Annotated in this window: 19 protein-coding genes; 2 read left to right on the top strand and 17 right to left on the bottom strand. The window is 69.5% G+C overall.

Features of this window, described 5'->3' with window-relative positions; translation table 11 throughout:
- Positions 1-160: 160 nt before the first annotated feature.
- A complete protein-coding gene (locus FHU35_RS18245) occupies positions 161-1048 on the top strand; it encodes an HAD family hydrolase (RefSeq protein ID WP_145741540.1) in 888 nt (295 codons plus the stop codon).
- A 57-nt stretch (positions 1049-1105) separates the two neighbouring features.
- On the opposite strand, the gene FHU35_RS18240 is transcribed toward FHU35_RS18245, so the two are convergent.
- The 6 genes from FHU35_RS18240 to proC all read right to left on the bottom strand — a co-directional run bounded on the left by FHU35_RS18240 (position 1106) and on the right by proC (position 5496).
- Positions 1106-1516, bottom strand: a complete 411-nt coding sequence (locus tag FHU35_RS18240; protein WP_145741194.1) for a VOC family protein — start codon at positions 1514-1516, stop codon at positions 1106-1108.
- Positions 1517-1657: 141 nt separating this feature from the next.
- Positions 1658-2566, bottom strand: a complete 909-nt coding sequence (locus tag FHU35_RS18235) for a lysophospholipid acyltransferase family protein (protein WP_145741192.1) — start codon at positions 2564-2566, stop codon at positions 1658-1660.
- A 23-nt stretch (positions 2567-2589) separates the two neighbouring features.
- Positions 2590-3624 carry an NAD-dependent epimerase/dehydratase family protein gene (locus FHU35_RS18230; protein WP_145741190.1) on the bottom strand — a complete coding sequence of 345 codons (1035 nt, stop codon included), beginning with the start codon at positions 3622-3624 and terminating at the stop codon, positions 2590-2592.
- Positions 3625-3835: 211 nt separating this feature from the next.
- The gene (locus tag FHU35_RS18225) at positions 3836-3937 is read right to left on the bottom strand and encodes a 30S ribosomal protein bS22 (protein ID WP_010241351.1); all 102 of its coding nucleotides are present in this window, start codon (positions 3935-3937) and stop codon (positions 3836-3838) included.
- A gap of 180 nt (positions 3938-4117) precedes the next feature.
- Positions 4118-4342 carry a helix-turn-helix domain-containing protein gene (locus FHU35_RS18220; RefSeq protein ID WP_145741188.1) on the bottom strand — a complete coding sequence of 75 codons (225 nt, stop codon included), beginning with the start codon at positions 4340-4342 and terminating at the stop codon, positions 4118-4120.
- A gap of 335 nt (positions 4343-4677) precedes the next feature.
- A complete protein-coding gene (proC, locus tag FHU35_RS18215; RefSeq protein ID WP_145741186.1) occupies positions 4678-5496 on the bottom strand; it encodes a pyrroline-5-carboxylate reductase in 819 nt (272 codons plus the stop codon).
- A 149-nt stretch (positions 5497-5645) separates the two neighbouring features.
- Here proC and FHU35_RS18210 point away from each other — a divergent pair, with 149 nt between their 5' ends.
- Positions 5646-7274, top strand: coding sequence for a long-chain fatty acid--CoA ligase (locus FHU35_RS18210; RefSeq protein WP_145741184.1), 1629 nt, complete (start codon positions 5646-5648; stop codon positions 7272-7274).
- Between the two features lie 66 nt (positions 7275-7340).
- On the opposite strand, the gene FHU35_RS18205 is transcribed toward FHU35_RS18210, so the two are convergent.
- The 11 genes from FHU35_RS18205 to FHU35_RS18155 form a co-directional block, all read right to left on the bottom strand.
- The gene (locus tag FHU35_RS18205) at positions 7341-8126 is read right to left on the bottom strand and encodes a thioesterase family protein (protein ID WP_145741182.1); all 786 of its coding nucleotides are present in this window, start codon (positions 8124-8126) and stop codon (positions 7341-7343) included.
- A gap of 190 nt (positions 8127-8316) precedes the next feature.
- Positions 8317-9195, bottom strand: coding sequence for a sugar phosphate isomerase/epimerase family protein (locus FHU35_RS18200; protein ID WP_145741180.1), 879 nt, complete (start codon positions 9193-9195; stop codon positions 8317-8319).
- 88 nt (positions 9196-9283) lie between these two features.
- Positions 9284-10432 (bottom strand): hypothetical protein, encoded by a 1149-nt coding sequence (locus FHU35_RS18195; protein WP_145741178.1) that lies wholly within the window; start codon positions 10430-10432, stop codon positions 9284-9286.
- Entirely contained in the window at positions 10429-11520 is a 1092-nt protein-coding gene (locus tag FHU35_RS18190; RefSeq protein ID WP_145741176.1) for a Ppx/GppA family phosphatase, read from the bottom strand. The genes FHU35_RS18195 and FHU35_RS18190 overlap by 4 nt, the downstream gene beginning before the upstream one ends.
- A gap of 132 nt (positions 11521-11652) precedes the next feature.
- Positions 11653-12333 carry a response regulator transcription factor gene (locus FHU35_RS18185; protein ID WP_132621411.1) on the bottom strand — a complete coding sequence of 227 codons (681 nt, stop codon included), beginning with the start codon at positions 12331-12333 and terminating at the stop codon, positions 11653-11655.
- Positions 12330-13568, bottom strand: coding sequence for a sensor histidine kinase (locus FHU35_RS18180; protein ID WP_186459486.1), 1239 nt, complete (start codon positions 13566-13568; stop codon positions 12330-12332). The genes FHU35_RS18185 and FHU35_RS18180 overlap by 4 nt, the downstream gene beginning before the upstream one ends.
- A gap of 254 nt (positions 13569-13822) precedes the next feature.
- Positions 13823-14566 (bottom strand): phosphoglyceromutase, encoded by a 744-nt coding sequence (locus tag FHU35_RS18175; protein ID WP_145741174.1) that lies wholly within the window; start codon positions 14564-14566, stop codon positions 13823-13825.
- Between the two features lie 634 nt (positions 14567-15200).
- A complete protein-coding gene (locus FHU35_RS18170) occupies positions 15201-15686 on the bottom strand; it encodes a type III secretion system chaperone family protein (RefSeq protein ID WP_145741172.1) in 486 nt (161 codons plus the stop codon).
- Positions 15683-16978 (bottom strand): D-inositol-3-phosphate glycosyltransferase, encoded by a 1296-nt coding sequence (mshA, locus tag FHU35_RS18165; RefSeq protein WP_145741170.1) that lies wholly within the window; start codon positions 16976-16978, stop codon positions 15683-15685. The genes FHU35_RS18170 and mshA overlap by 4 nt, the downstream gene beginning before the upstream one ends.
- 251 nt (positions 16979-17229) lie before the next feature.
- The gene (locus tag FHU35_RS18160; RefSeq protein WP_145741535.1) at positions 17230-18369 is read right to left on the bottom strand and encodes a L,D-transpeptidase; all 1140 of its coding nucleotides are present in this window, start codon (positions 18367-18369) and stop codon (positions 17230-17232) included.
- A gap of 274 nt (positions 18370-18643) precedes the next feature.
- Entirely contained in the window at positions 18644-19651 is a 1008-nt protein-coding gene (locus tag FHU35_RS18155) for a chymotrypsin family serine protease (RefSeq protein ID WP_145741168.1), read from the bottom strand.
- Between the last annotated feature and the right edge of the window lie 11 nt (positions 19652-19662).

Below are 19662 nucleotides of genomic sequence, written 5' to 3'. Positions count from 1 at the left end.
GTGCGCAATCGTGGCGCGGACGAGGTCTTAAGCTATGAGGTAGCCGGCCCTGCTCGGGGTCGGCTCGGACCACGGATCTCGCACACCACTCCGGAGGACCCTGGGAGGCGCGGCGGTGCCGACACGGCAGGGCTCGGCCGATGACGCGGACCACAACGGCATGCGCACGTCCAGCACAGATCAGATCGACAGCGCGAAAGTAGCGGGTCGAGCCTCGGCCGAGGCAGCGGTCGCCGCTGCCTCGGTCCAGGACGGCACGCTGACGACACCGCCGGACTTGACCGCGGCGGCGTTCTTCGACGTCGACAACACGATGATGATGGGCGCCTCGCTGTTCCACTTCGCGCGCGGACTGGCCGCCCGGAAGTTCTTCAACCCGGGTGACCTGGCCGGGTTCGCCTGGCAGCAGCTGAAGTTCCGGATCGGTGGCCGGGAGAACCCGCAGGACATCCAGGCCAGCCGCGAGCAGGCGCTGTCCTTCGTCGCCGGGCGCAGCGTCGAGGAGCTGGTCAACCTCAGCGAGGAGATCTACGACGAGCTGATGGCCGACCGGATCTGGGCAGGCACCCGCGCGCTCGCGCAGATGCACCTCGACGCAGGGCAGCGCGTGTGGCTGGTGACCGCGACCCCGGTCGAGCTCGCCTCGATCATCGCCCGGCGGCTGGGGCTGACCGGCGCGCTGGGCACCGTCTCCGAGAGCGAGGACGGCATCTACACCGGACGCCTCGTCGGCGAGATGCTGCACGGCCGCGCCAAGGCGCACGCGGTGCGCGCGATCGCCGCCAGTGAAGGCCTGGACCTGCGGCGGTGCACGGCCTACTCGGATTCGGCCAACGACATCCCGATGCTGTCGGTGGTCGGCACAGCGGTGGCGGTCAACCCGGACCAGCGGCTGCGCGAGATCGCCCGCGCCCGGAGCTGGGAGGTCCGCGACTTCCGGACCGGTCGCAAAGCCGTCCGGATCGGGTTCAACTCCATGCTCGGCGCGGGCGCCGCAGCAGGCGCGGTCGCAGCGGGAATGGCCTACCGCAGGCGCGACCGCTCCTGACCAGCGCCGAAGGGTCTGAGGTTCCCCCACCCGCACCGCTTAGCAAGCCGACGACCGTCAAGCGGAAATGTCGACCATCCAGTTGATGCCGAACTTGTCGGTGCACATGCCGAACTCGTCGCCCCACATCTGCTTCTCGATGGGCACGTGGACCTGGCCGCCCTCGGACAGCGCGACGAAGTAACCGCGCAGCGCTTCCGCGTCCGCCGCGTCGCCGCTGATGCTGATCGAGAAGTTGTTGCCCGGCTGCGGGGTCATGTCCGGCGGGGCGTCGGCGACCATCAGCGTGAAACCGAGCTGGGACGTCAGGCTCCCGTGCATGATCTTGTCCGCGAGCGGCCCGTCGGCCTGGCCGAACTGGCCGTAGGTGTTCAGCGCGGTCTCGCCGCCGAGCACCGAGTGGTAGAACTCCAACGCCTGCTTGGCGTCGCCGTTGAACTGCAAGTACGGGTTGAGCTTCGCCGTCATCGGACATCGCCTCCGATCGTCGGGATGCGGTCGGGTCGGCGCGGCGCCATCCCCGCCCGCCGCGCCGACCCGCTACATCCTCGTCACGCGGCGGCTCGGCACGCACGCCCGACGGCCGCGCATCATCAGTCCGGGTGGATATCAGCCGAGGAAAACGCTCGTGCGCTGGGACAGCAACCGGTAGAGCATCTGCTGGATGTTCTCCCGGACCTGGTCGGAGAGGCTGAAGACCAGCATCGGATCGTCCGCGGCACCCTCCGGGTAACCGCTGGTCTCGATCGGTTCGCCGAACTCGATGTACCACTTGGAGGGCAGCGGAACCGCACCCAGCGGCCCGAAGTGCGGGAACAGCGGCGTCACCGGGAAGTAGGGCAGCCCGAGCAACCGTGCGATCGGCTTCAGGTCGGCCAGCTTCGGGTAGATCTCCTCGGCGCCGACGATCGCGCACGGGATGATCGGCGCGCCGGTGCGCAGCGCGGCCGAGACGAAACCGCCGCGGCCGAAGCGCTGCAGCTTGTAGCGGTCCTTGAACGGTTTGCCGATGCCCTTGAAGCCCTCCGGCCACACCCCGACGAGCTCGCCGCCGGTCAGCAGCCGCTCGGCGTCCGGGCTGCAGGCCAGCGTGTGCCCGGCCTTCCGGGCCAGCGGACCCAGCATCGGCATCCGGAACACCAGGTCCGCGCCCAGCATCCGCAGGTGCCGCTCGGCGGGGTGGTGGTCGTGCAGCGCGACCGTGGTCATCAGCGCGTCCCACGGCAAGGTCCCGGAGTGGTTGGCCACCACCAGAGCGCCGCTGTCGGGCACGTTGTGGGCGCCGATCGTCTCGACCCGGAACCACTTCTCGTAGAACGGGCGGATCAGCCGCAGCAGGACTTCGTCGGTGAGCTCCTCGTCGAAGCCGAACTCGTCGACCCGGTAGTCGCCGAGCAGCCTGCGACGGGCGAAGGCGAGCACGTCGATGACGGCTTCCTCCCACCCGGGTTCCCCCGGCTGGGGCGGGACCTGGTCGCCGTTCTCGGGTCGCAGCGGGATCACCTGCGCATCGGCCATCGCGCCTCCCTCTCGCCTTGCACTCACCGCAGCCTCGAAAGCAGGTCCCCGGCGCGCTGTTCCAACCCCACGATGTTCTCCGGCGTCACCACGGGGCGCAGCCCTCGGCCGCGCACGAAGTCGTCGAAGGCCTGCTGCGTGGTCCAGCGCGGGGTGAACCCGAACGTCTCACGAAGCCGCGTGGTGTCCAGCACCCGGCCGAAGTTGAGGAACCGCAGCTGCTCCGGCGAGAAGTCCACCAACCGGGCGCTCCGGAACAGCTGGGTCACGGCGGGCACCGACGGGCTCGGCAGCGGCAGCGCCACCCGGCCCGCCCGCCGGATCGCCTGCGACAGCATCAGCACGCCATCGCCCGCGACGTTGTAGACACCCGTCTTGTCCCCGAAGGTCGCGCGCTCCAGCACCGCCAGCGCGTCCTCGGAGTGCAGCAGCTGGAAGCGCGCGTCGAAGCCGAGCACGGTGGGAACCACCGGCAGCATGAAGTAGCGGGCCAGCATCGCGTCGATGCGCGGACCGATCAGGTTGGAGAAGCGCAGCGTCGTGACGTCCACGTCGGGCCTGCGGCGGCCGAAACCGCGCACGTAGCCCTCGATCTCCACCGCGTCCTTGGCGTAACCGGACGACGGCAGATCCTTGGGCTCGATGTCCTCGGTGAACACCGCGGGATCCCGCGAGCTCGACCCGTAGACGGCGCAGGTGGAGCGCACCACGACCTTGCGGACCCGCGGCGACTGCTGGCAGGCGGCCAGCAGCTGCATGGTGCCGATGACGTTCATCTCCTTGAGCGTCGCCCGGCCACCGGGCCCCGTGTGCGTGTTGATCGCCGCGTGCACCACGGTGTCGACCCCGGCGTTGCTGATCACCTTGCCGATCAGCGGATTGCGGATGTCGGCGCGCACGAACTCGGTGCGCCCCATCCGCCGCAGGAGGTCGCGGCCGGGCTGGACCGTGTCCACGCCCAGCACCCGGTCGATCGAGGGGTCCGCCGCCAGCCGCGCCGCCAGGTGACCGCCCAGGAAACGGCTCACACCCGTCACGAGCACGACGTTCGGCCCCATGTTCACCCCGCGCAGTCGAAGGAGCGCTGACCGAGATCGATGCTACAGGCGCACCTGCGGACGACCGGCCGACCCGGCGTTACCGAACGGGGTCGAAACAGCAAAAACCGCCGTCGACATCCGATGGTCGACGGCGGTTCGTGGGAGTTGCCCGGAACGAGGCGGTAGCCGCTGGACTACGCGAACCGGCCCCGGAACGGCCCCCGGTAGATCACTTGCCCAACTTGCGACGCTGGACGCGCGTCTTGCGAAGCAGCTTGCGGTGCTTCTTCTTGGACATACGCTTGCGGCGCTTCTTGATGACCGAGCCCATGCGGACTCCTTCACTCTTGACGGCGGTTCGAACGTCTTCCGTGCCGGAGCAGCTGCCAGGAGCGCATCAGGCACGACCAACCCAAAACTTTACCTGCCCTGGTCTCGGCCCTGCCGCCGTGGTCCGGCAAGCGCCCTCGAATCGCCCCCGGGAGACCCCGGGAGCGATCTTCGAGACGGCTCAGCCCGCGTCGTAGTAGGCGTGTTCGAGGTAGGCGTGAACGTCCTTCTCAGCCACGCGGAAGGAGCGGCCCACCCTGGCGGCCGGCAGCTCACCTGCGTGCACGAGGCGGTAGACCGTCATCTTCGACACCCGCATCAGCTTGGCCACCTCGGCGACGGTGAGGAACCGCACCTGCCCCATGCTGGGCGGTGCCTGCTGGCCGGGTTCGGAGTTCGAAGACATGCTTCACCGTGCCCTCCACACGTGTCGCCCCCGGCGGCTTCCCCTTCCGCCGGAAACCTCACGCACGTGCTCTACCGAGACTAACGGGACAAACAACAATTGTTGAGTTGACTTTTGTCCCTTGGGGGTCCGTGGGTCACCTTGCTTAGCGGTGCGGGTGGGGGAACCTGAGCGGCGCTGTGGACTCCGCGCGCCACTCCTGATGTATGCCAATACACGTCGTCGCGGCGTGCTCGCCACGAAGCCGCTCAGAACCCCCGGCGGTGCCAGGTGCTCAGGTGGGGTACTGCTAAACCGGCTTCGCCGGTTGCCTGACGGTGGGGCCGGCTGCCTGGTCAGGCTTCGTCTTCGTCGTGGGCGCTGCCGAGCTCTACCGAGCGGTCTCGCGCTGCTTCTATGGCGTCGATGAGGGCCGCGCGGACTCCGTGCTTCTCCAGCTCCCTGATGCCCGCGATGGTGGTGCCCGCCGGCGAGGTGACCGCTTCGCGGAGCATCACGGGGTGGCCGCCGCCCTCGCGGAGCATGGCTGCCGCGCCGACCGCGGACTGGACGATGAGGTCGGCGGCGGTCGCGCGCGGGATGCCCAGCAGGATCCCGGCGTCGATCATGGCCTCGACCAGGTAGAAGAAGTAGGCCGGGCCCGATCCGGACAGCGCGGTGACCGCGTCCTGCTGGCTCTCCGGAACCCTGGCGACCTTGCCGACGCTGCCCAGCAGCTCCTCGACCAGGTCCAGGTCTCGGCCCTCGGCGTGCGCACCGCCGGAGATGGCGGCCATGGCCTCGCCGACCAGCATCGGAGTGTTGGGCATGACCCGGACGACCGCCGTCCCCTCGGGCAGGCGCCGCTCGAACAGCTTCGTCGGCAGGCCCGCGCACAACGAGACGATCAGCTTGCCGCTCGGGAGCTTCGGCGCCACCTCGTCCAGCAGCGGCTCGATGTCCTGCGGCTTGACCGCCACCACGATCACGTCCGCGCGCTGCACCGCCGCGGGCACGTCCACGTGCGAGATGCCGTAGGTCTTGGTCAGCTCCTCGGCACGGGTCGGGAAGCGCTCGGTGAACAGCAGATCGGACGGGGCCCGTCCGGCCTTGATCAGGCCCGAGAGCAGGGCTTCTCCGATCTTTCCGGCTCCGAGCACGGCGATGGTCGTCATGGAGCTCAGGGTGCCAGACCACGCTGCGTGTCGACCCCTCCCGTTGTCCCGCAGCTCCGGCTACTGTGTTTCGCACCACAAAAACGAAGGTCTTTCATCCCGTCGCAGCCGAGCGATCTCCCCACGGAAGCAGCGAAGGAGCTTCGACCATGTTGAGCACGATGAACGACGGTCCCCTCTCGATCGCCCGGATCCTGCAGCAGGGATCCGGTCCGCACGGCTCCTCCGCCGAGGTGGTGACCTGGACCGGTGCCGAACCCCGGCGCAGCTCCTTCTCCGAGGTGGGCCGGGAAGCCGCTCGGCTGGCGCACGCGCTGCGCGCGCTCGGGGTCACCGGTGACCAGCGCGTCGGCACCTTCATGTGGAACAACGCGGAGCACCTGGCCGCCTACCTCGCGGTTCCCTCGATGGGCGCGGTGCTGCACACCCTCAACATCCGCCTGTTCCCCGAGCAGGTGATCTACGTCGCCAACCACGCCGAGGACCACGTGGTGCTGGTCGATCACACGCTGCTGCCGCTGTTCGCGAAGCTCCTGCCGGAGATGAAGACCGTCCGGCACGCCGTGGTCGTCGGCGGCGACGCGAGCGCGCTGGAGGCCCCTCCCGGGGTCGAGGTGCACGGCTACGCGGACCTGCTGGTCGGTCAGCCGGAGGAGTTCGACTGGCCCGTGCTAGACGAGCGATCCGCCGCCGCCATGTGCTACACGTCCGGGACCACGGCCAACCCCAAGGGCGTCGTCTACTCGCACCGCTCGATCTACCTGCACTCGATGCAGGTGTGCATGACCGACGGGATGAGCCTCGCTCAAGGCGACCGGGGCCTGGCGGTGGTGCCGATGTTCCACGCGATGTCGTGGGGCCTGCCCTACGCGGCGTTCATGGTCGGCGCCTCGATGATCATGCCGGACCGGTTCCTCCAGCCCGAACCGCTGGTGGAGATGATGGCCGCCGAACGCCCGACGATGGCGGCCGCGGTGCCGACGATCTGGCAGGGCGTGCTCGCGGAGCTCGAGTCCTCACCCCGCGACATCTCCTCGCTCGACGACGTGGTGGTGGGCGGTTCGGCGTGCCCGCCGGCGATGATGCGGACCTTCGAGGAGGACTACGGCATCACCGTGGTGCACGCCTGGGGCATGACCGAGACCTCCCCGCTGGGCAGCCTCGCCCGGCCACCGGCCGGGGTCACCGGCGAGGAGCAGTGGGCCTACCGGGCGAGCCAGGGCCGGCTTCCCGCGTCGGTCGAGGGAAGGCTGGTCGGCGACGACGGCCAGGCGCTCCAGCGGGACGGGCAGAGCGTCGGTGAGCTGGAGGTCCGCGGCCCGTGGGTCGCCAAGGCCTACTACGGCGACGACGACCCGGAGCGGTTCCACGACGGCTGGCTGCGCACCGGCGACGTCGGGTACCTGACGCCCGAGGGCTTCCTGCACCTGACCGACCGGGCCAAGGACGTGATCAAGTCCGGCGGCGAGTGGATCTCGTCGGTGGAGCTGGAGAACCAGGTGATGGCCCACCCCGCGGTGGCCGAGGCGATGGTCATCGGGGTTCCGGACGAGAAGTGGTCGGAGCGACCGCTGGTGGCGGTGGTGCTCCGCGAGGGGCAGATCGCCGACGCCGCGGAACTGCGGGAATTCCTCTCCGGCTCGGTCGCCCGCTGGCAGCTGCCCGAGTACTGGACCTTCCTCACCGAGGCCCCGAAGACCAGCGTCGGCAAGTTCGACAAGAAGCGCCTCCGCACGCAGCACGCCGAAGGCGCACTCGACGTCGTCCACCTGACGTGACGTGGGGTGGGGAAGTTTTCATGAGAACTTCCCCACCCCACCCGCACGACATTCGAATCGCGCTGGTCAGGACGGCGACAGGGCGAGCTGGCGGGATTGGCAGATGAGGCGGCCCACGGAGTCGACGACCTGGACGTCCTCGTCGAACCACTGGCCGTGCACGGCCCGGCAGTCCACGTGCATGCGCAGCCAGCCGTTGGCGGGGTGGGCGCGCAGGTAAGCGGTCAGCTGAACCGTCGGGGCCCAGCCGAAGCGCCCCATGTTCAGCGTCACCGGAACCGTGAGGTCTCCCGCGACCAGCCCGAACAGCAGGTCGGGCTGACCTTCGCGGGGCTTGACCCACATCCGGTAGCGGGGCTCGCCGGTCCCGCCGTTGAGGAACTCCGCGGTGTCCGGGTCCAAGCGCATGTCGCAGACGTCCGCGAGGTGGAAGAACCTCGTCGACTGGCTGAGATCGATGGCGTCCGGCGGCGGGTTGACCGGCATGGACGGCAGATCCGACCACTCCGGCTCGGCGGCCGGCATCCTGCCCGCCGTCACCGTCGAGTCGACGCACACCTGCCCCCGCTGCTCCAGCACCGCGCGCACGACCGTGACGGTCTTGCCGGTCTTGAGCGCCTGCACGCGGACCATCACGGGCCCGACGCGAGGGGGACGCAGGTACTGCGCGCTGATCGACAGCGGTTCGAGCCCGGTTCCCTCGGAGACGGCTCTGGTGAGCAGCGCCAGCAGGTACCCGCCGTGCGGGTTGTCCCCGACGGCCCAGTCCGGGTGGAGGTTCGCGACGTAACTGCCGTCGCCGAGCGAACGCACCGAAGTGGCCGCGGAGAACGGATCCTGGACCTCGGTCACGTGCGATCCACCGGTCGAACGCCCACTACGCGCAACGAGTTCATGGTCGAAGATTCTAATGACCTTCACCGAAGTTGATCATCAGGCGTCGGTTAGCGACCCTAAGCGGTCGTTTCCGATCGCGGCGAGGGACGCCGCTCCAGGTCCGGCCTCCGCGGGCACCGCCGAGCGAGGCACCCCGCACCGGCTGCTAAGCCCCGAGAGGCTCCAGGTGGAGGCGGGCGAAGAGCAGCGCTTCGGCGAGCATGTCCGCTCGTTGCTGGGGATTCCGGGCCTTCCGAGTGTTCACCTCGAGCACCACCGAGCCGTCGTAGCCGTCGGCCGCCAGCGCCTCGCAGACCTCCGCGCACGGCTGGTTCCCCTGCCCCGGCAGGAGGTGCTCGTCGCGGGCCGCTCCCGTGCCGTCCGCGAGGTGCACGTGCGCCAGCCCGTCCCGCATCCGCTTCAGCAGTTCGATGGCGTCCACGTGCGCGGCGGCGGCGTGCGAGAGGTCCAGCGTGTAGTTGCGGAATCCCACGTCGGTGGGGTCGGGGGACGGCTTGAACGCCGAGAGCCCGCTGTTGGTCCTGCCGCCCGGAACGCGTCCGTTGCGGAGCCGGTTCAACGAGTTCGGCGGGCGCAGCGGGAACATGTTCTCCACCGCAACCTTGATGCCGCTCGTCTCCTCCAGCTCCTCGACCAGCTCGGAGAACGCGTCCGCGTAGCGGCGCTGCCAGCGGAACGGCGGGTGCACCACGACCGTCGAAGCGCCCAGCTCCTCCGCCACGACCACCGCCTTGCGCAGCCGCTCCTCAGGTTCCGGCGACCAGACCCGCTGGGTGATCAGCAGGCAGGGCGCGTGCACCGCGAGCACCGGAACCCCGTGCTGCTGCGACAACCGGCTCAGCGCCTCGACGTCCTGGCTGACCGCATCGGCCCACACCATCACCTCGACCCCGTCGAAGCCGAGGTCCGCGGACATCTCGAAGGCCGCCCGAGCGGGCTGCGGCCACACCGAAGCGCTGGACAGCCCCACCGGTGCGCGACCGGCGGTGCCCTGGCGCTCAGGCGGCTGCGATTGTCCCGTCATCTCGAACCAAGCATGACCTACGACTCGTAGGAGGTTGCGCGGCGGTGGGCGGGCCGGCTGTCACCTGTCCGGCCACTTCCACGACCTCTCACTGGTTGATCAACAGCAACGCGGCGGGCGACACCGTGCAGAACAGGCCGACCAGCACCGAGAGCAGGATGGTCTGCAGGTCGTTGGTGCGGAAGAACTTCCACGCGACGAGCACCAGGAGACCGGTGAACACCAGCGCCGCGCCGAACGCGGCGATCGTCGCGTTGATCCACAGCCAGCGGAAACCGACCCACACGGCACCGCCACCGACGAGGCCGGCGATGCCCTGCAGGGCGAGGGTGCCCCACTCCTTGCCCGCCGACGGAGGCCGATCGCCCTCGTCGGGGTCGTAGTCCTCGTCCAGGCCCGCGGGCGCGGAGTTGTCGTAGTCCTCGTCGTAGGACTGCTGGTAGCCGACGTCGTCGGCGAAGACCTGCCCGGAATCGCCGAAGGAGTCGTAGTCGTAGGGATCGGCGTCCGGCTCCGCCTGAGCCGGGTACGCCTGTTCAGCACCACCGTCTATGCGCGGCAACTGCTCGGTCAGGTTCTCCGGCAGCTGCGGCGGACCGGCGGGCGCGATCGGCGGCCTCGATCGAGCGGGCGGCAGCGCGGGCTGCCGGACCGTCGCCTCGGCGTCGTTGCTGGGCGCGGAGGGCGCCGGTGGAGTGGCGGCAGCACCACCAGCGCCGCTGAAGCGCTGTGCCCAGTACCCGGCGCTGCCCGGCTGCGGACCGGACTCGGCGGGAGGTTCGCTCGCGGGCTGAGGCTTGGCCGGTGAAGCGGGCCCGGCGGCCTGCGCCTGCTGCTGAGGCTGTGCGGCGGGCGGTGGTCCAGCGGGCGGTTGTGCGGGCTGCTGGGTCGCGGGCTGCTGAGTCGCGGGCTGCTGGGCAGCCGCGGGTTGCGCGGCAGGAGGCTGGGCCGCGGGAGGCTGGGCCGGGGGCGGGCCTGCTGGAGCCGCCGGTGGCTGACCGTTCGCCGGACCGGGGTTCCTGCGGCTGCTCGGCGGTTCCTCGTCGGGCTTGACCGGGCGCATCTTGCCGCTGTCCGACAGCACCCGGTTGATGATCTCCTGCGGCGCCGTCTCCGACGGGTCCTCGGGCTTCCTGCGCCGACGCCGGGAGCCCTTCTCCGAGCTGCCGCCGTACTCGGCGAGCAGCTCCGCAACGGTGCGCTGGGTGGGCTGATCCGCCCCGCTGTCCCGACTCATCGTTCCCACCGTGCCCCGTGCCGCGTTCGCAGTCCAGTTCCGTCCACCGGTGCCTCGGTTTCATCCCGTGTCGGGCCGGGCGCATTCTCCTGCGCCGGCACGAGCCCGTCCGTGCCCCCCGCACGCACCGGAACGCCGCTCTTGAACGCAGTGTGACTATCTCCGTTGGTGTGGTCCAGCCGCCGAAGGATGACTCCCTCGCGCAGCGCCCACGGGCAGATGTCGAGCTCCGTGACGCCCAGCGCCTTCATCGCGGCCTCGGCGACCAGCGCACCGCCGACGAGCTGGTGCGACCGCGCCGAGCTCACGCCGTCGAGCGCGGCCAGGTCGTTGGAGGACATCCTGGTGATGAACGCCAACAGCTGCCGCAGGCCGGTGTCGGTCAGCTTGCGCGACACGCGCTGCCCCGCCGAGGACGGTGCGGACCCGGTCAGCCTGGCCAGGGAGCGGAACGTCTTCGACGTCGCCACCACGCGGTCCGGCTTGGCCAGCTTGCGGAACTGCTTGGCCGTGGGCGCGAGCTGGCCCTCGAGCCAGTCCCGCAGCTTCTTGATCTCGTCCTGCTTCGGCGGGTCCTTGAGCATCGTGCGGCTCATCCGGCCCGCGCCCAGCGGCAGCGAGACGGCCAGGTCCGGCTGCTCGTCGATGCCCAGAGCCATCTCCAGCGAGCCACCGCCGATGTCGAGCAGCAGCAGGTTGCCCGCCGACCAGCCGTACCAGCGGCGGGCCGCGAGGAAGGTGTAGCGGGCCTCGTCCTCGCCCGGCAGCACCTCCAGCTCGATCCCGGTCTCGGCGCGCAGCCGGTCCAGGACCTCCGGGGAGTTGTCCGCGTCGCGGATCGCCGAGGTCGCGAAGGCCATCACCTCGTCGCACCCGGCCGCCGCGGCGGCTTTCTGCGACTCGCTGATCGTCCTGATCAGCTCGTCGGCATCGTCGTCGGAGATCCGTCCGTCGTGCGCGCCGATCCGCTCGGCGAGCCGCAGCACGGTCTTGTCCGATGTCATCGGAGTCGGATGCGCACCGCGGTGCGCGTCCACCACGAGCAGGTGGACGGTGTTGGATCCGACGTCGAGGACCCCTAGGCGCATGACCAACAAATTACCGGCTGCGCACGTGGCGGGGCGGCAGGTGGGCGGGAAACTGCGTTCCGGAACACTCCTGCCACGCCCGCCACCAGGTCAGCAGGCCCCCGGGGATGCGACGAATCACACCCGGCCGGCTCAGGCCTCGAACTTGTAGCCGAGACCACGGACAGTGATCAGGTAGCGCGGGTCCGCCGGGTCCGGCTCGACCTTCGAGCGAAGTCGCTTGACGTGCACGTCGAGGGTCTTGGTGTCGCCGACGTAGTCCGCGCCCCACACCCGGTCGATGAGCTGACCGCGAGTGAGCACCCGGCCGACGTTGCGCAGCAGGTACTCCAGCAGGTCGAACTCCTTGAGCGGCAGGCTCACGTCCTCGCCCTCCACGGTCACCACGTGCCGCTCGACGTCCAGCCGCACCGGACCGGCCGCGAGGACCTGCGGCTGCAGCTCCTCCGCCTCGCCGCGGCGGCGCAGCACCGCGCGCACCCGGGCGATCAGCTCGCGCGCCGAGTAGGGCTTGGTGACGTAGTCGTCGGCGCCGAGCTCCAGGCCCACGACCTTGTCGATCTCGCTGTCGCGGGCGGTCACCATGATCACCGGGACCGCGGAGCGCTGCCGCAACTGCTTGCACACGTCGGTGCCGCTCATCCCGGGCAGCATCAGGTCCAGCAGCACGATGTCCGCGCCGTTGCGGTCGAACTCGTCCAGGGCATCGGTGCCGTTGGTCGCTACGGCGGCCGTGAAGCCCTCCTTGCGCAGCAGGAAGGCAAGTGGGTCGGCGAAGGACTCCTCGTCCTCCACGATCAACACTCTGGTCACCGGACTCCTCCCGTTTCGACGGTTGTCACGCCGTCCGCACTTTCGGTGGTGGACCGCGCGGCAGGTGCCGCCCGATCGGGCTCGGTGGCCGGCTCCTCGCCCTCGACCTCGCCCGCGCTGTGCCTGGGCACCCGGATCGTGAAGGTGGAGCCCGTCCCCGGCCTGCTCCACAGCTTCACCTCGCCTCCGTGGTTCGCGGCGACGTGCTTGACGATGGCCAACCCCAAACCGGTACCGCCGGTGGCCCGCGAACGAGCGGGATCCACCCGGAAGAACCGCTCGAACACCCTTTCGTGGTGCTCGGCTTCGATCCCGATACCGCGGTCGGTGACCGCGATCTCGACGTAGTCCTCGGACAACCGGCGCGAGATCGACACCGGGCTCCCGTGGGACGAGTAGTTGATCGCGTTGGTGACCAGGTTGGTCAGCGCGGTGACCAGCAGTGCCCGGTCGCCTTCCAGCAGGTAACCGGACGATCCGTCGACCGCGATCTCGATGCCCGCGGACTCGGCGGGCAGCCGGGAGCGCCCCAGCGCCTCCTCGACCACCTCGTCGACGTCGATCGTGGTGAGCTCCGGCAACCGCTCAGCGCCCTGCAGGCGGGACAGCGCGATCAGCTCGGACACGAGCGTTCCCAAGCGGGTCGACTCGTGCAGGATCTTGGTGGAGAAGCGCCGCACCTCGTCCGGGTCGTCCGCGCTGTCCAGCAGCGCCTCGGCCAGCAGCGCCAGCGCCCCCACCGGGGTCTTGAGCTCGTGGCTGACGTTGGCGACGAAATCGCGCCGGGTCGCCTCCAGGCGCACCGAGTCGGACTGGTCCGCCGCGTCGACGACGGTGAAGCCGTCGCCGAGCGACCGGACGTCACCGAGCACGGCGCTCGGGGCGCGACCGGACAGCGAGGCTCGTCCGTCCAGCGGGCCGAGGTCGACGGTCACCGTCTCGCCGGTCTCGCGCGCTTGCTCAGCGGCCTTCTGCGCGCGGGGATCGGCCCGGTAGTCGTGGATGACGCCCAGCTCCACGGCACGCGGGTTGTGCAGGACCACGTCGCCGAAGCGGTTGAGGAGCACGACCCCGCTGGTGCTGGTGTGCACCTGGCGCTGCAGGAGCTCGGCGACGGTGGGGCCCTGCGGCTGGGACTTGCGGTAGGGCCGGGGTCCTCCGGCTGCCACGAATCCGCCGGCCGCGCCCAGCAGGAGCGCGGCGATGATCAGGGCGGTGTAGCCCAAAGCGGTCACATCTGCATCGTAAGCAAGCGGTGGTGGGGAAAGGCCAGTCCACAAGGGCGTTCAGTGACGCCCATGACACGAATCGGGAGCTTCTTCACCTGTGGTTCACCCCCTGATCGGAGCTGGTTCAGCTACCGACCGGGCTGCCGTAGCGCTCCGTTGGGCAAGTGGGCGAATTCTCGCCACCCATCACCCACGTGAGTGACGACTGGAGGGCACCTCGGATTCGTGCTCCGAGATGCCCTCCAGTCGACGGCTCGGGTTCAGCGACCCTGGTTGGCCACGGCCGCGGCGGCCTGGGCAGCGGCCTCCGGGTCCAGGTAGGTGCCACCCGGGTTGGTGGGCTTGAAGTTCTCGTCGAGGTCGTAGCGCAGCGGGATGCCCGTGGGGATGTTCAGCCCGGCGATGCTCTCGTCCGAGATCCCGTCCAGGTGCTTGACCAGCGCGCGCAGCGAGTTGCCGTGGGCCGCGACCAGCACGACCTTGCCGGCCTTCAGGTCGGGCACGATCGCCGACTCCCAGTAGGGCAGCAGCCGGGCCACCACGTCTTTGAGGCATTCGGTGCGCGGCATCTCGGCACCGAGATCGGCGTAGCGCGGTTCCGCGTCCTGGCTGAACTCGTCGCCGAGCTCGATCTCCGGCGGCGGGGTGTCGTAGGAGCGGCGCCAGAGCATGAACTGCTCTTCGCCGTAGGACTCCAACGTCTGCTTCTTGTTCTTGCCCTGCAGGGCGCCGTAGTGGCGCTCGTTGAGCCGCCAGTCGCGCTTGACCGGGATCCAGTGCCGGTCCGCGCCGTCCAGGGCGATGTTGGCGGTGGAGATCGCGCGGCGCAGCAGCGAGGTGTGCAGCACGTCCGGCAGCGCCCCCGCCTCGCGCAGCAGATCACCGCCGCGCTTGGCCTCGGCCTGGCCCTTGTCCGACAGCGGGACGTCCACCCAGCCGGTGAACAGGTTCTCGGCGTTCCACGTGCTCTCACCGTGCCGCAGCAGCACCAAAGTCGAAGTCATGGCCCCAGGCTATCCGCACCGATTCCCGAGGCAGCGGGGTTGTGAGGTTCACCCGAGAGTTACGGGATCACCGCACGGATGTGACACGACAGTGGCGATCGTCACTTTCCGTCGAAGATATGGGCCTCTCCAGGGCAGGTGCCTTAGATTTCTTTCACAACATCACACGAATGGAGTAATGCGGCGGCCTTGTGGCGGCTACGTAACTCTGCGAAGTTGACAATGCTCTCCTTGATCGGCTCCCACGCACTCCCCGATCCTGCGAGAGCGAGAAACGCGGTTCAGCTCCCCCAACGAACCGCACCCGCCTGGCCTCAGGGTGCCCCCCGCCCTACGGCCCTTCAGGCGGGACCACCGTGGTGGGGCGGCTCGAGCTCGTGACTCCCCCTCTCTCCCGAGCCGCCCCCCTCGTGGGGGCTCTCTATTCGGGGTCACCTTGCTCAGCGGTGCGAGTAGCGGAACCTGAGACGCCGCCTGGACTCCGCGCGCCACTCCTTGAGTATGTGAATACGCGGCGTCGCGGCGTACTCGCCAGACGACGTCTCAGAACCCGCGGCGGTGCAAGCTGCTCAGGTGGGGCAAGGAGAAAGCACCTTCGGCGCTTGCCTGACGTGCTCTTTTGTGGCTTTTGCCTTCAGTCTTCTTGGTCCACGAGTTGTTTGAAGGGTTGGAGGTTGGCGAGGGACTCCCCTCGGGACTCGCGCCAGGCCCATTCCCTGCGGATGGCCGTGGCGAAGCCGAGTTCCAGGAGGGTGTTGAAGTCTCCGTCGGCCGCTTCCAGGACCTGGCCGAGAATCCTGTCCAGCTCCTCCGCGGTGACCGCGTGGAGACCGATCCGGCCCACCAAGTAGATGTCGCCGGTCTTGTCGATCGTGTAGTGGACGCCGTAGAGCTTCGCGTTCCGGCGCAGCAGGTAGCGGTAGACGTTCTCGTGGGCCTCGTCCGGCTGCCTGCAGACGAACGCCTCGACGAGCAGCGCGTGCTCGGCGACGATCAGCCAGCAGTTGGTCTGCAGCTTCTTCGTCCCCGGCAGCGTCACGAAGTACCGGCCGCCGCCCTTGTCCTGGTAGGCGAGTTCGTTGGCCTCCAGCGTGGACGCGATCACCTGCTCGGGGCTCACGCCGTCACCTCCTCGATCGGCAGATTCCGGTGGAAGGCCAGTTTGGCCTGCGCGTAGGCGTCGAGCAGCGACTCGGTGGTCCGCGCCCACGAGAACGCCGTCGCGTGCGGACGCGCGTTGCTCGCCAGCCGCGCGCGCAAGCCGGCGTCGAGCACCAGCGACCCGAGCGCCTCGGCCCACTGCTCGGTCCGGTGACCGTCGACGAGCAGCCCCGACACGCCGTCGCGGACCGCGACCGGCAGACCGCCGACCGCAGCTGCCACCACCGGCGTGCCGCACGCCTGCGCCTCCAGCGCGACCAGGCCGAACGACTCGTTGTGGCTGGGCACCGCGACCACGTCGGCCGCCCGGTACACCTGCGCCAGCTCCGCACCACCGCGCGGCGGCAAGAAGCGCACCACGTCGTCGATCCCCAGATCCACCGCCAGCTGCTGCAAGGCGCGGGGGCGCTCCAGCCCGCTGCCGGACGGACCGCCCACGATCAGCACGACCAGCCGCTCGCGCAGTTCGGGACGGCGCCGCAGCAGTTCAGCCGCGGCGCGCAGCAGCACGTCGGGGGCCTTCAGCGGCTGGATCCGCCCGATGAACGCCAGCACCAGCGCCCCGGCCGGAACGCCCAGCCGATCGCGCGCGGCCTGCGCGTCGCCGGGCGTGAAGACGTCCACGTCCACGCCGGGCGGGATGGTGGCCACCGCGTCCGGATCGGCACCGTAGCGGTCGACGAGGTCGGTGGCCTCGAAATCGGTGTTGGCCACGAGCATGTCGGCCTGGTCGACCACCTGCTCCTCGCCGAGAACGCGGACCCGCGGTTCCGGCGAATCCCCCTCGGCCAGGCTCGCGTTCTTGACCTTCGCCAGGGTGTGCGCGGTGTGCACCAGCGGCACGCCCCAGCGCTCCCGCGCCAGCCAGCCGACCTGACCCGACAACCAGTAGTGCGAGTGCACGAGGTCGTAGTAGCCCGGTTCGTGCCGTGCCTCCACCCGCAGCGCGCCGGCGGCGAACGCGCACAGCTGCGAGGGGAGTTCGTTCTTGTCCAGGCCCTCGAACGGGCCCGCGACGACGTTGCGGACCAGCACGCCGGGTGCCAGTTCCGCGATCGGCGGGACGTCCGACGAGGTGGCACGGGTGAAGATCTCCACCTCGGTGCCCAATTCGGCCAGCCGGCGGGACGTCTGGGCGATGTAGACGTTCATGCCGCCCGCGTCACCGGTGCCGGGCTGCTCCAGCGGCGAGGTGTGCAACGAGAAGACGGCGGCGCGGCGAGGCCGCATGCGTAATGTCCTGGAAGTCATCTGCTGCCCATCGCAAGCCGGTCGGCCCGAGTTGTTCGGACCCGATCAACCCCGACACCGCACGCCGCCGAAACATTCCCGTCGACACGTCGAAACCTCGGAGCCAACCCACGACGCTACCCCCGAGAGGCGGCGAAACCTCCGCTCCGCAGCCCCTCGGTGGCTTCCGTCACAGACCGTCCGCACTCCCACGCGGCGTGGTGCCGGGGGTGGGGAAGTTTTCATGAAAACCTCCCCACCCCCAACATCGATCACAGCGCCGACTTGGCCTTCCACTGGTCCCACGTGAGGATCCAGTCGTAGACGTCGTAGCGCGGCTCCATCGCACTGGCCGAGCCGGTCACCTCGACGGGATCTCCCAGCAGGGCGCTGTCGTAGTAGGCCTTCGCGTCGGCGGCGCTGAGGTTGACGCAGCCGTGCGAGTTGTTGACCTTGCCCAGCGCTGCGGCGTTCTCCTGGTTCTCGTGGATGAACTCACCGTGGTTGGAGAAGCGGGCCGCGAACGTCTTGCGCACGTCGTGGTAGCCGTAGCGCGGGTTGTCCATGATCTCGACCGGGTTCTTCTGCATCACGATGTACGTGCCGTTCGGGGTGTTGCGCCCGGGGTCGTACTCCTCGCCGTAGCTGGCCGGGTAACTGGCGACCTGCTTGCCGTCGCGCATCACGACCATCTGGTGGGTGCCCACCGCGGCCTTGACGATCTGCGCGCGACCGATGTCGAAATCGCTGGTCAGATCGGCCAGGCCGTAGGACCCGTTGCCGTAGGACACGCCGTAGAGATCGGCCTTGACCGTGACGTGCGTGTTGGCCGGCCAGTACTCCTTGGGCCGGTAGTCGACCTGCTTGTCCGACAACCACGCCCACGAGCCCTCCACCGGTGTGGAGGCCTGCACGCTCAGCGCGCGCTCCGCGGCGGCCTTGTCTTTGACGGGCTCGTCGAACTTGACGCTGATCGGCATCGCGACGCCGACCTGCGCGTCGTCGGTCGGGTTGACCGTGGCGCGGACGGTCTTCTTCGGCTGCACCGTTCTGAAGGAGCCCTGCACCGGCGCCTTCTTCCCATCAGCACCCGAGGCCTGCCCGGACCAGGTGTAGTCCTTGCCGTAGCCCAACGCCTCGGTGGCCTGCCAGCTCTTGCCGTCGGGCGACAGCTGCCCGGCGACGGCCTTGCCGTCGGCGTTGGTCAGCTGGACGGACTCGAAGCGGCCCTGGTCGACCGTGGCCTTGATCGGAGCGGTCGGACTGACCTCACCCGCACCGGCACCCGGCTCGAAGTGGACCGCGGCGACCGGCGGAGCGGGCTCGGGCTGTCCCTGAGGCTGCCCGGAACAGCTCGAGATCAGCAGGACGGCCGCCAGCGCCCCCAACAACACGCGCCACGGCAGCCGCATCACACCACTCACTTTGAAAAATCCTCTCTGAAATTGAGTTCATAACTGAACAAAAAGGACATCACCGAAAAGGCGGTCGCTTTCCCGCTTCTCCCCGGCCGACGGATTTCCTCGCCCCCACCAAGAAAGACGTGTGGCGACCCGAAAAGATGTCCGAACGTCGCTGTGCATCGCATCACAAACGTCGAAGAGCACGTCAACCGGCTCGCGAGACGTGCATTCCGCCGAAAAGGGCTTTCAGCGAATATTTCGGGACGATGCGCGCGAAACGCCCTCAGACTCCGAGCGGTTGCGATTGCGGGTTGAGCCGGACGTCCAGCTCCGCGAGCACGTCCCCGATCGGAGTCGCATAACCGATCGTGCCATCCCCCGCACCGGCCACGTGCAGACCCACCAGCCGGCCCGCCGGATCGACCACGGCCGCTCCCGCATCGCCCTGGCCGCAGAACCGCGGCTGGTCGGTGGTGATCCGGATCTGCTCGCGCAGCACCCGAACCCCCAGCGCCGCCCCGTGATCCACCCGGATGGTGGCGTCCACCGACGTCACGAATCCGTCGGTGAGACCGGTGCCGAACCCGTGCTTGCGGACCAGCTCGCCGGGATAGGCCCGGGCGTGGCCGGTCACCTGCCCCAGAGCGCCGATCTCGCAGGAGGCCGCGAGCCCGGGGACCAGGCTGACGGCGGCCGCATCGACCCTGCCGGACAGCGCCGCCCGCGCGAGCTCGGCGTGGACCCTGCCGCTGTCCGCGTCGGCCATCCGGTCACCCACCGACCACGCGTCGTCCAGGCAGCCCACGTCGAAGGTCGTGAGCCCCATCGGTTCGGCGGAATCACTGGTCACGATCACCCCGAGGGTGCCGATGCGGTGGTAGTCGCGCACACCCAGCCGGACCGACCGGCACGGCGCGAGGCCGCTGCCGCCGCGCACCGCTCGGATCGGGCAGCCGGCGCGGCCGTCGTCGGACCCGATCGCCCGCCTCGGCCACGGCAGCTGCTCGTCGCACGCGCGGTGGATGTGCTGGAGGACCGGTTGCTCCTCGACGACGTCCGTCGGGATGCCGAACACCTCGGTGGGCACGCAAGCGGCACGAGCGAGTGACTCGCGCGGACGCTTGCCCACCACCGACACGACGATCGCCTGCTCCCGGAGGCGGCTTCCCGCGCGCGTCCTGCTGCCGATGTCCACGCCGGTCACGCCGGGCAGATCCAGCAGCTGATCCTCGACGGCGCGCTTGATGGGGCGGATCACCGCCCGGTCCCTCAGTTCCCTGATGCTCAGCATGTGGGCCCCTC

The sequence above is a fragment of the Saccharopolyspora dendranthemae genome (assembly GCF_007829955.1).
Classification (GTDB): domain Bacteria; phylum Actinomycetota; class Actinomycetes; order Mycobacteriales; family Pseudonocardiaceae; genus Saccharopolyspora; species Saccharopolyspora dendranthemae.
Note: the sequence above shows the minus strand (reverse complement) of the source record. Positions and strands in the feature narration are given on the sequence as shown.

Coding starts and splice junctions, on each gene's coding strand:
- FHU35_RS18155 (WP_145741168.1), bottom strand. CDS start 19,651: ATGCTGAGCATCAGGGAACTGAGGGACCGGGCGGTGATCCGCCCCATC.
- FHU35_RS18160 (WP_145741535.1), bottom strand. CDS start 18,369: ATGCGGCTGCCGTGGCGCGTGTTGTTGGGGGCGCTGGCGGCCGTCCTG.
- FHU35_RS18175 (WP_145741174.1), bottom strand. CDS start 14,566: ATGACTTCGACTTTGGTGCTGCTGCGGCACGGTGAGAGCACGTGGAAC.
- FHU35_RS18225 (WP_010241351.1), bottom strand. CDS start 3,937: ATGGGCTCGGTCATCAAGAAGCGCCGCAAGCGTATGTCCAAGAAGAAG.
- FHU35_RS18240 (WP_145741194.1), bottom strand. CDS start 1,516: ATGACGGCGAAGCTCAACCCGTACTTGCAGTTCAACGGCGACGCCAAG.
- FHU35_RS18195 (WP_145741178.1), bottom strand. CDS start 10,432: ATGAGTCGGGACAGCGGGGCGGATCAGCCCACCCAGCGCACCGTTGCG.
- FHU35_RS18200 (WP_145741180.1), bottom strand. CDS start 9,195: ATGACGGGACAATCGCAGCCGCCTGAGCGCCAGGGCACCGCCGGTCGC.
- FHU35_RS18210 (WP_145741184.1), top strand. CDS start 5,646: ATGTTGAGCACGATGAACGACGGTCCCCTCTCGATCGCCCGGATCCTG.
- proC (WP_145741186.1), bottom strand. CDS start 5,496: ATGACGACCATCGCCGTGCTCGGAGCCGGAAAGATCGGAGAAGCCCTG.
- mshA (WP_145741170.1), bottom strand. CDS start 16,978: ATGACTTCCAGGACATTACGCATGCGGCCTCGCCGCGCCGCCGTCTTC.
- FHU35_RS18235 (WP_145741192.1), bottom strand. CDS start 2,566: ATGGCCGATGCGCAGGTGATCCCGCTGCGACCCGAGAACGGCGACCAG.
- FHU35_RS18190 (WP_145741176.1), bottom strand. CDS start 11,520: ATGCGCCTAGGGGTCCTCGACGTCGGATCCAACACCGTCCACCTGCTC.
- FHU35_RS18230 (WP_145741190.1), bottom strand. CDS start 3,624: ATGGGGCCGAACGTCGTGCTCGTGACGGGTGTGAGCCGTTTCCTGGGC.
- FHU35_RS18220 (WP_145741188.1), bottom strand. CDS start 4,342: ATGTCTTCGAACTCCGAACCCGGCCAGCAGGCACCGCCCAGCATGGGG.
- FHU35_RS18245 (WP_145741540.1), top strand. CDS start 161: ATGCGCACGTCCAGCACAGATCAGATCGACAGCGCGAAAGTAGCGGGT.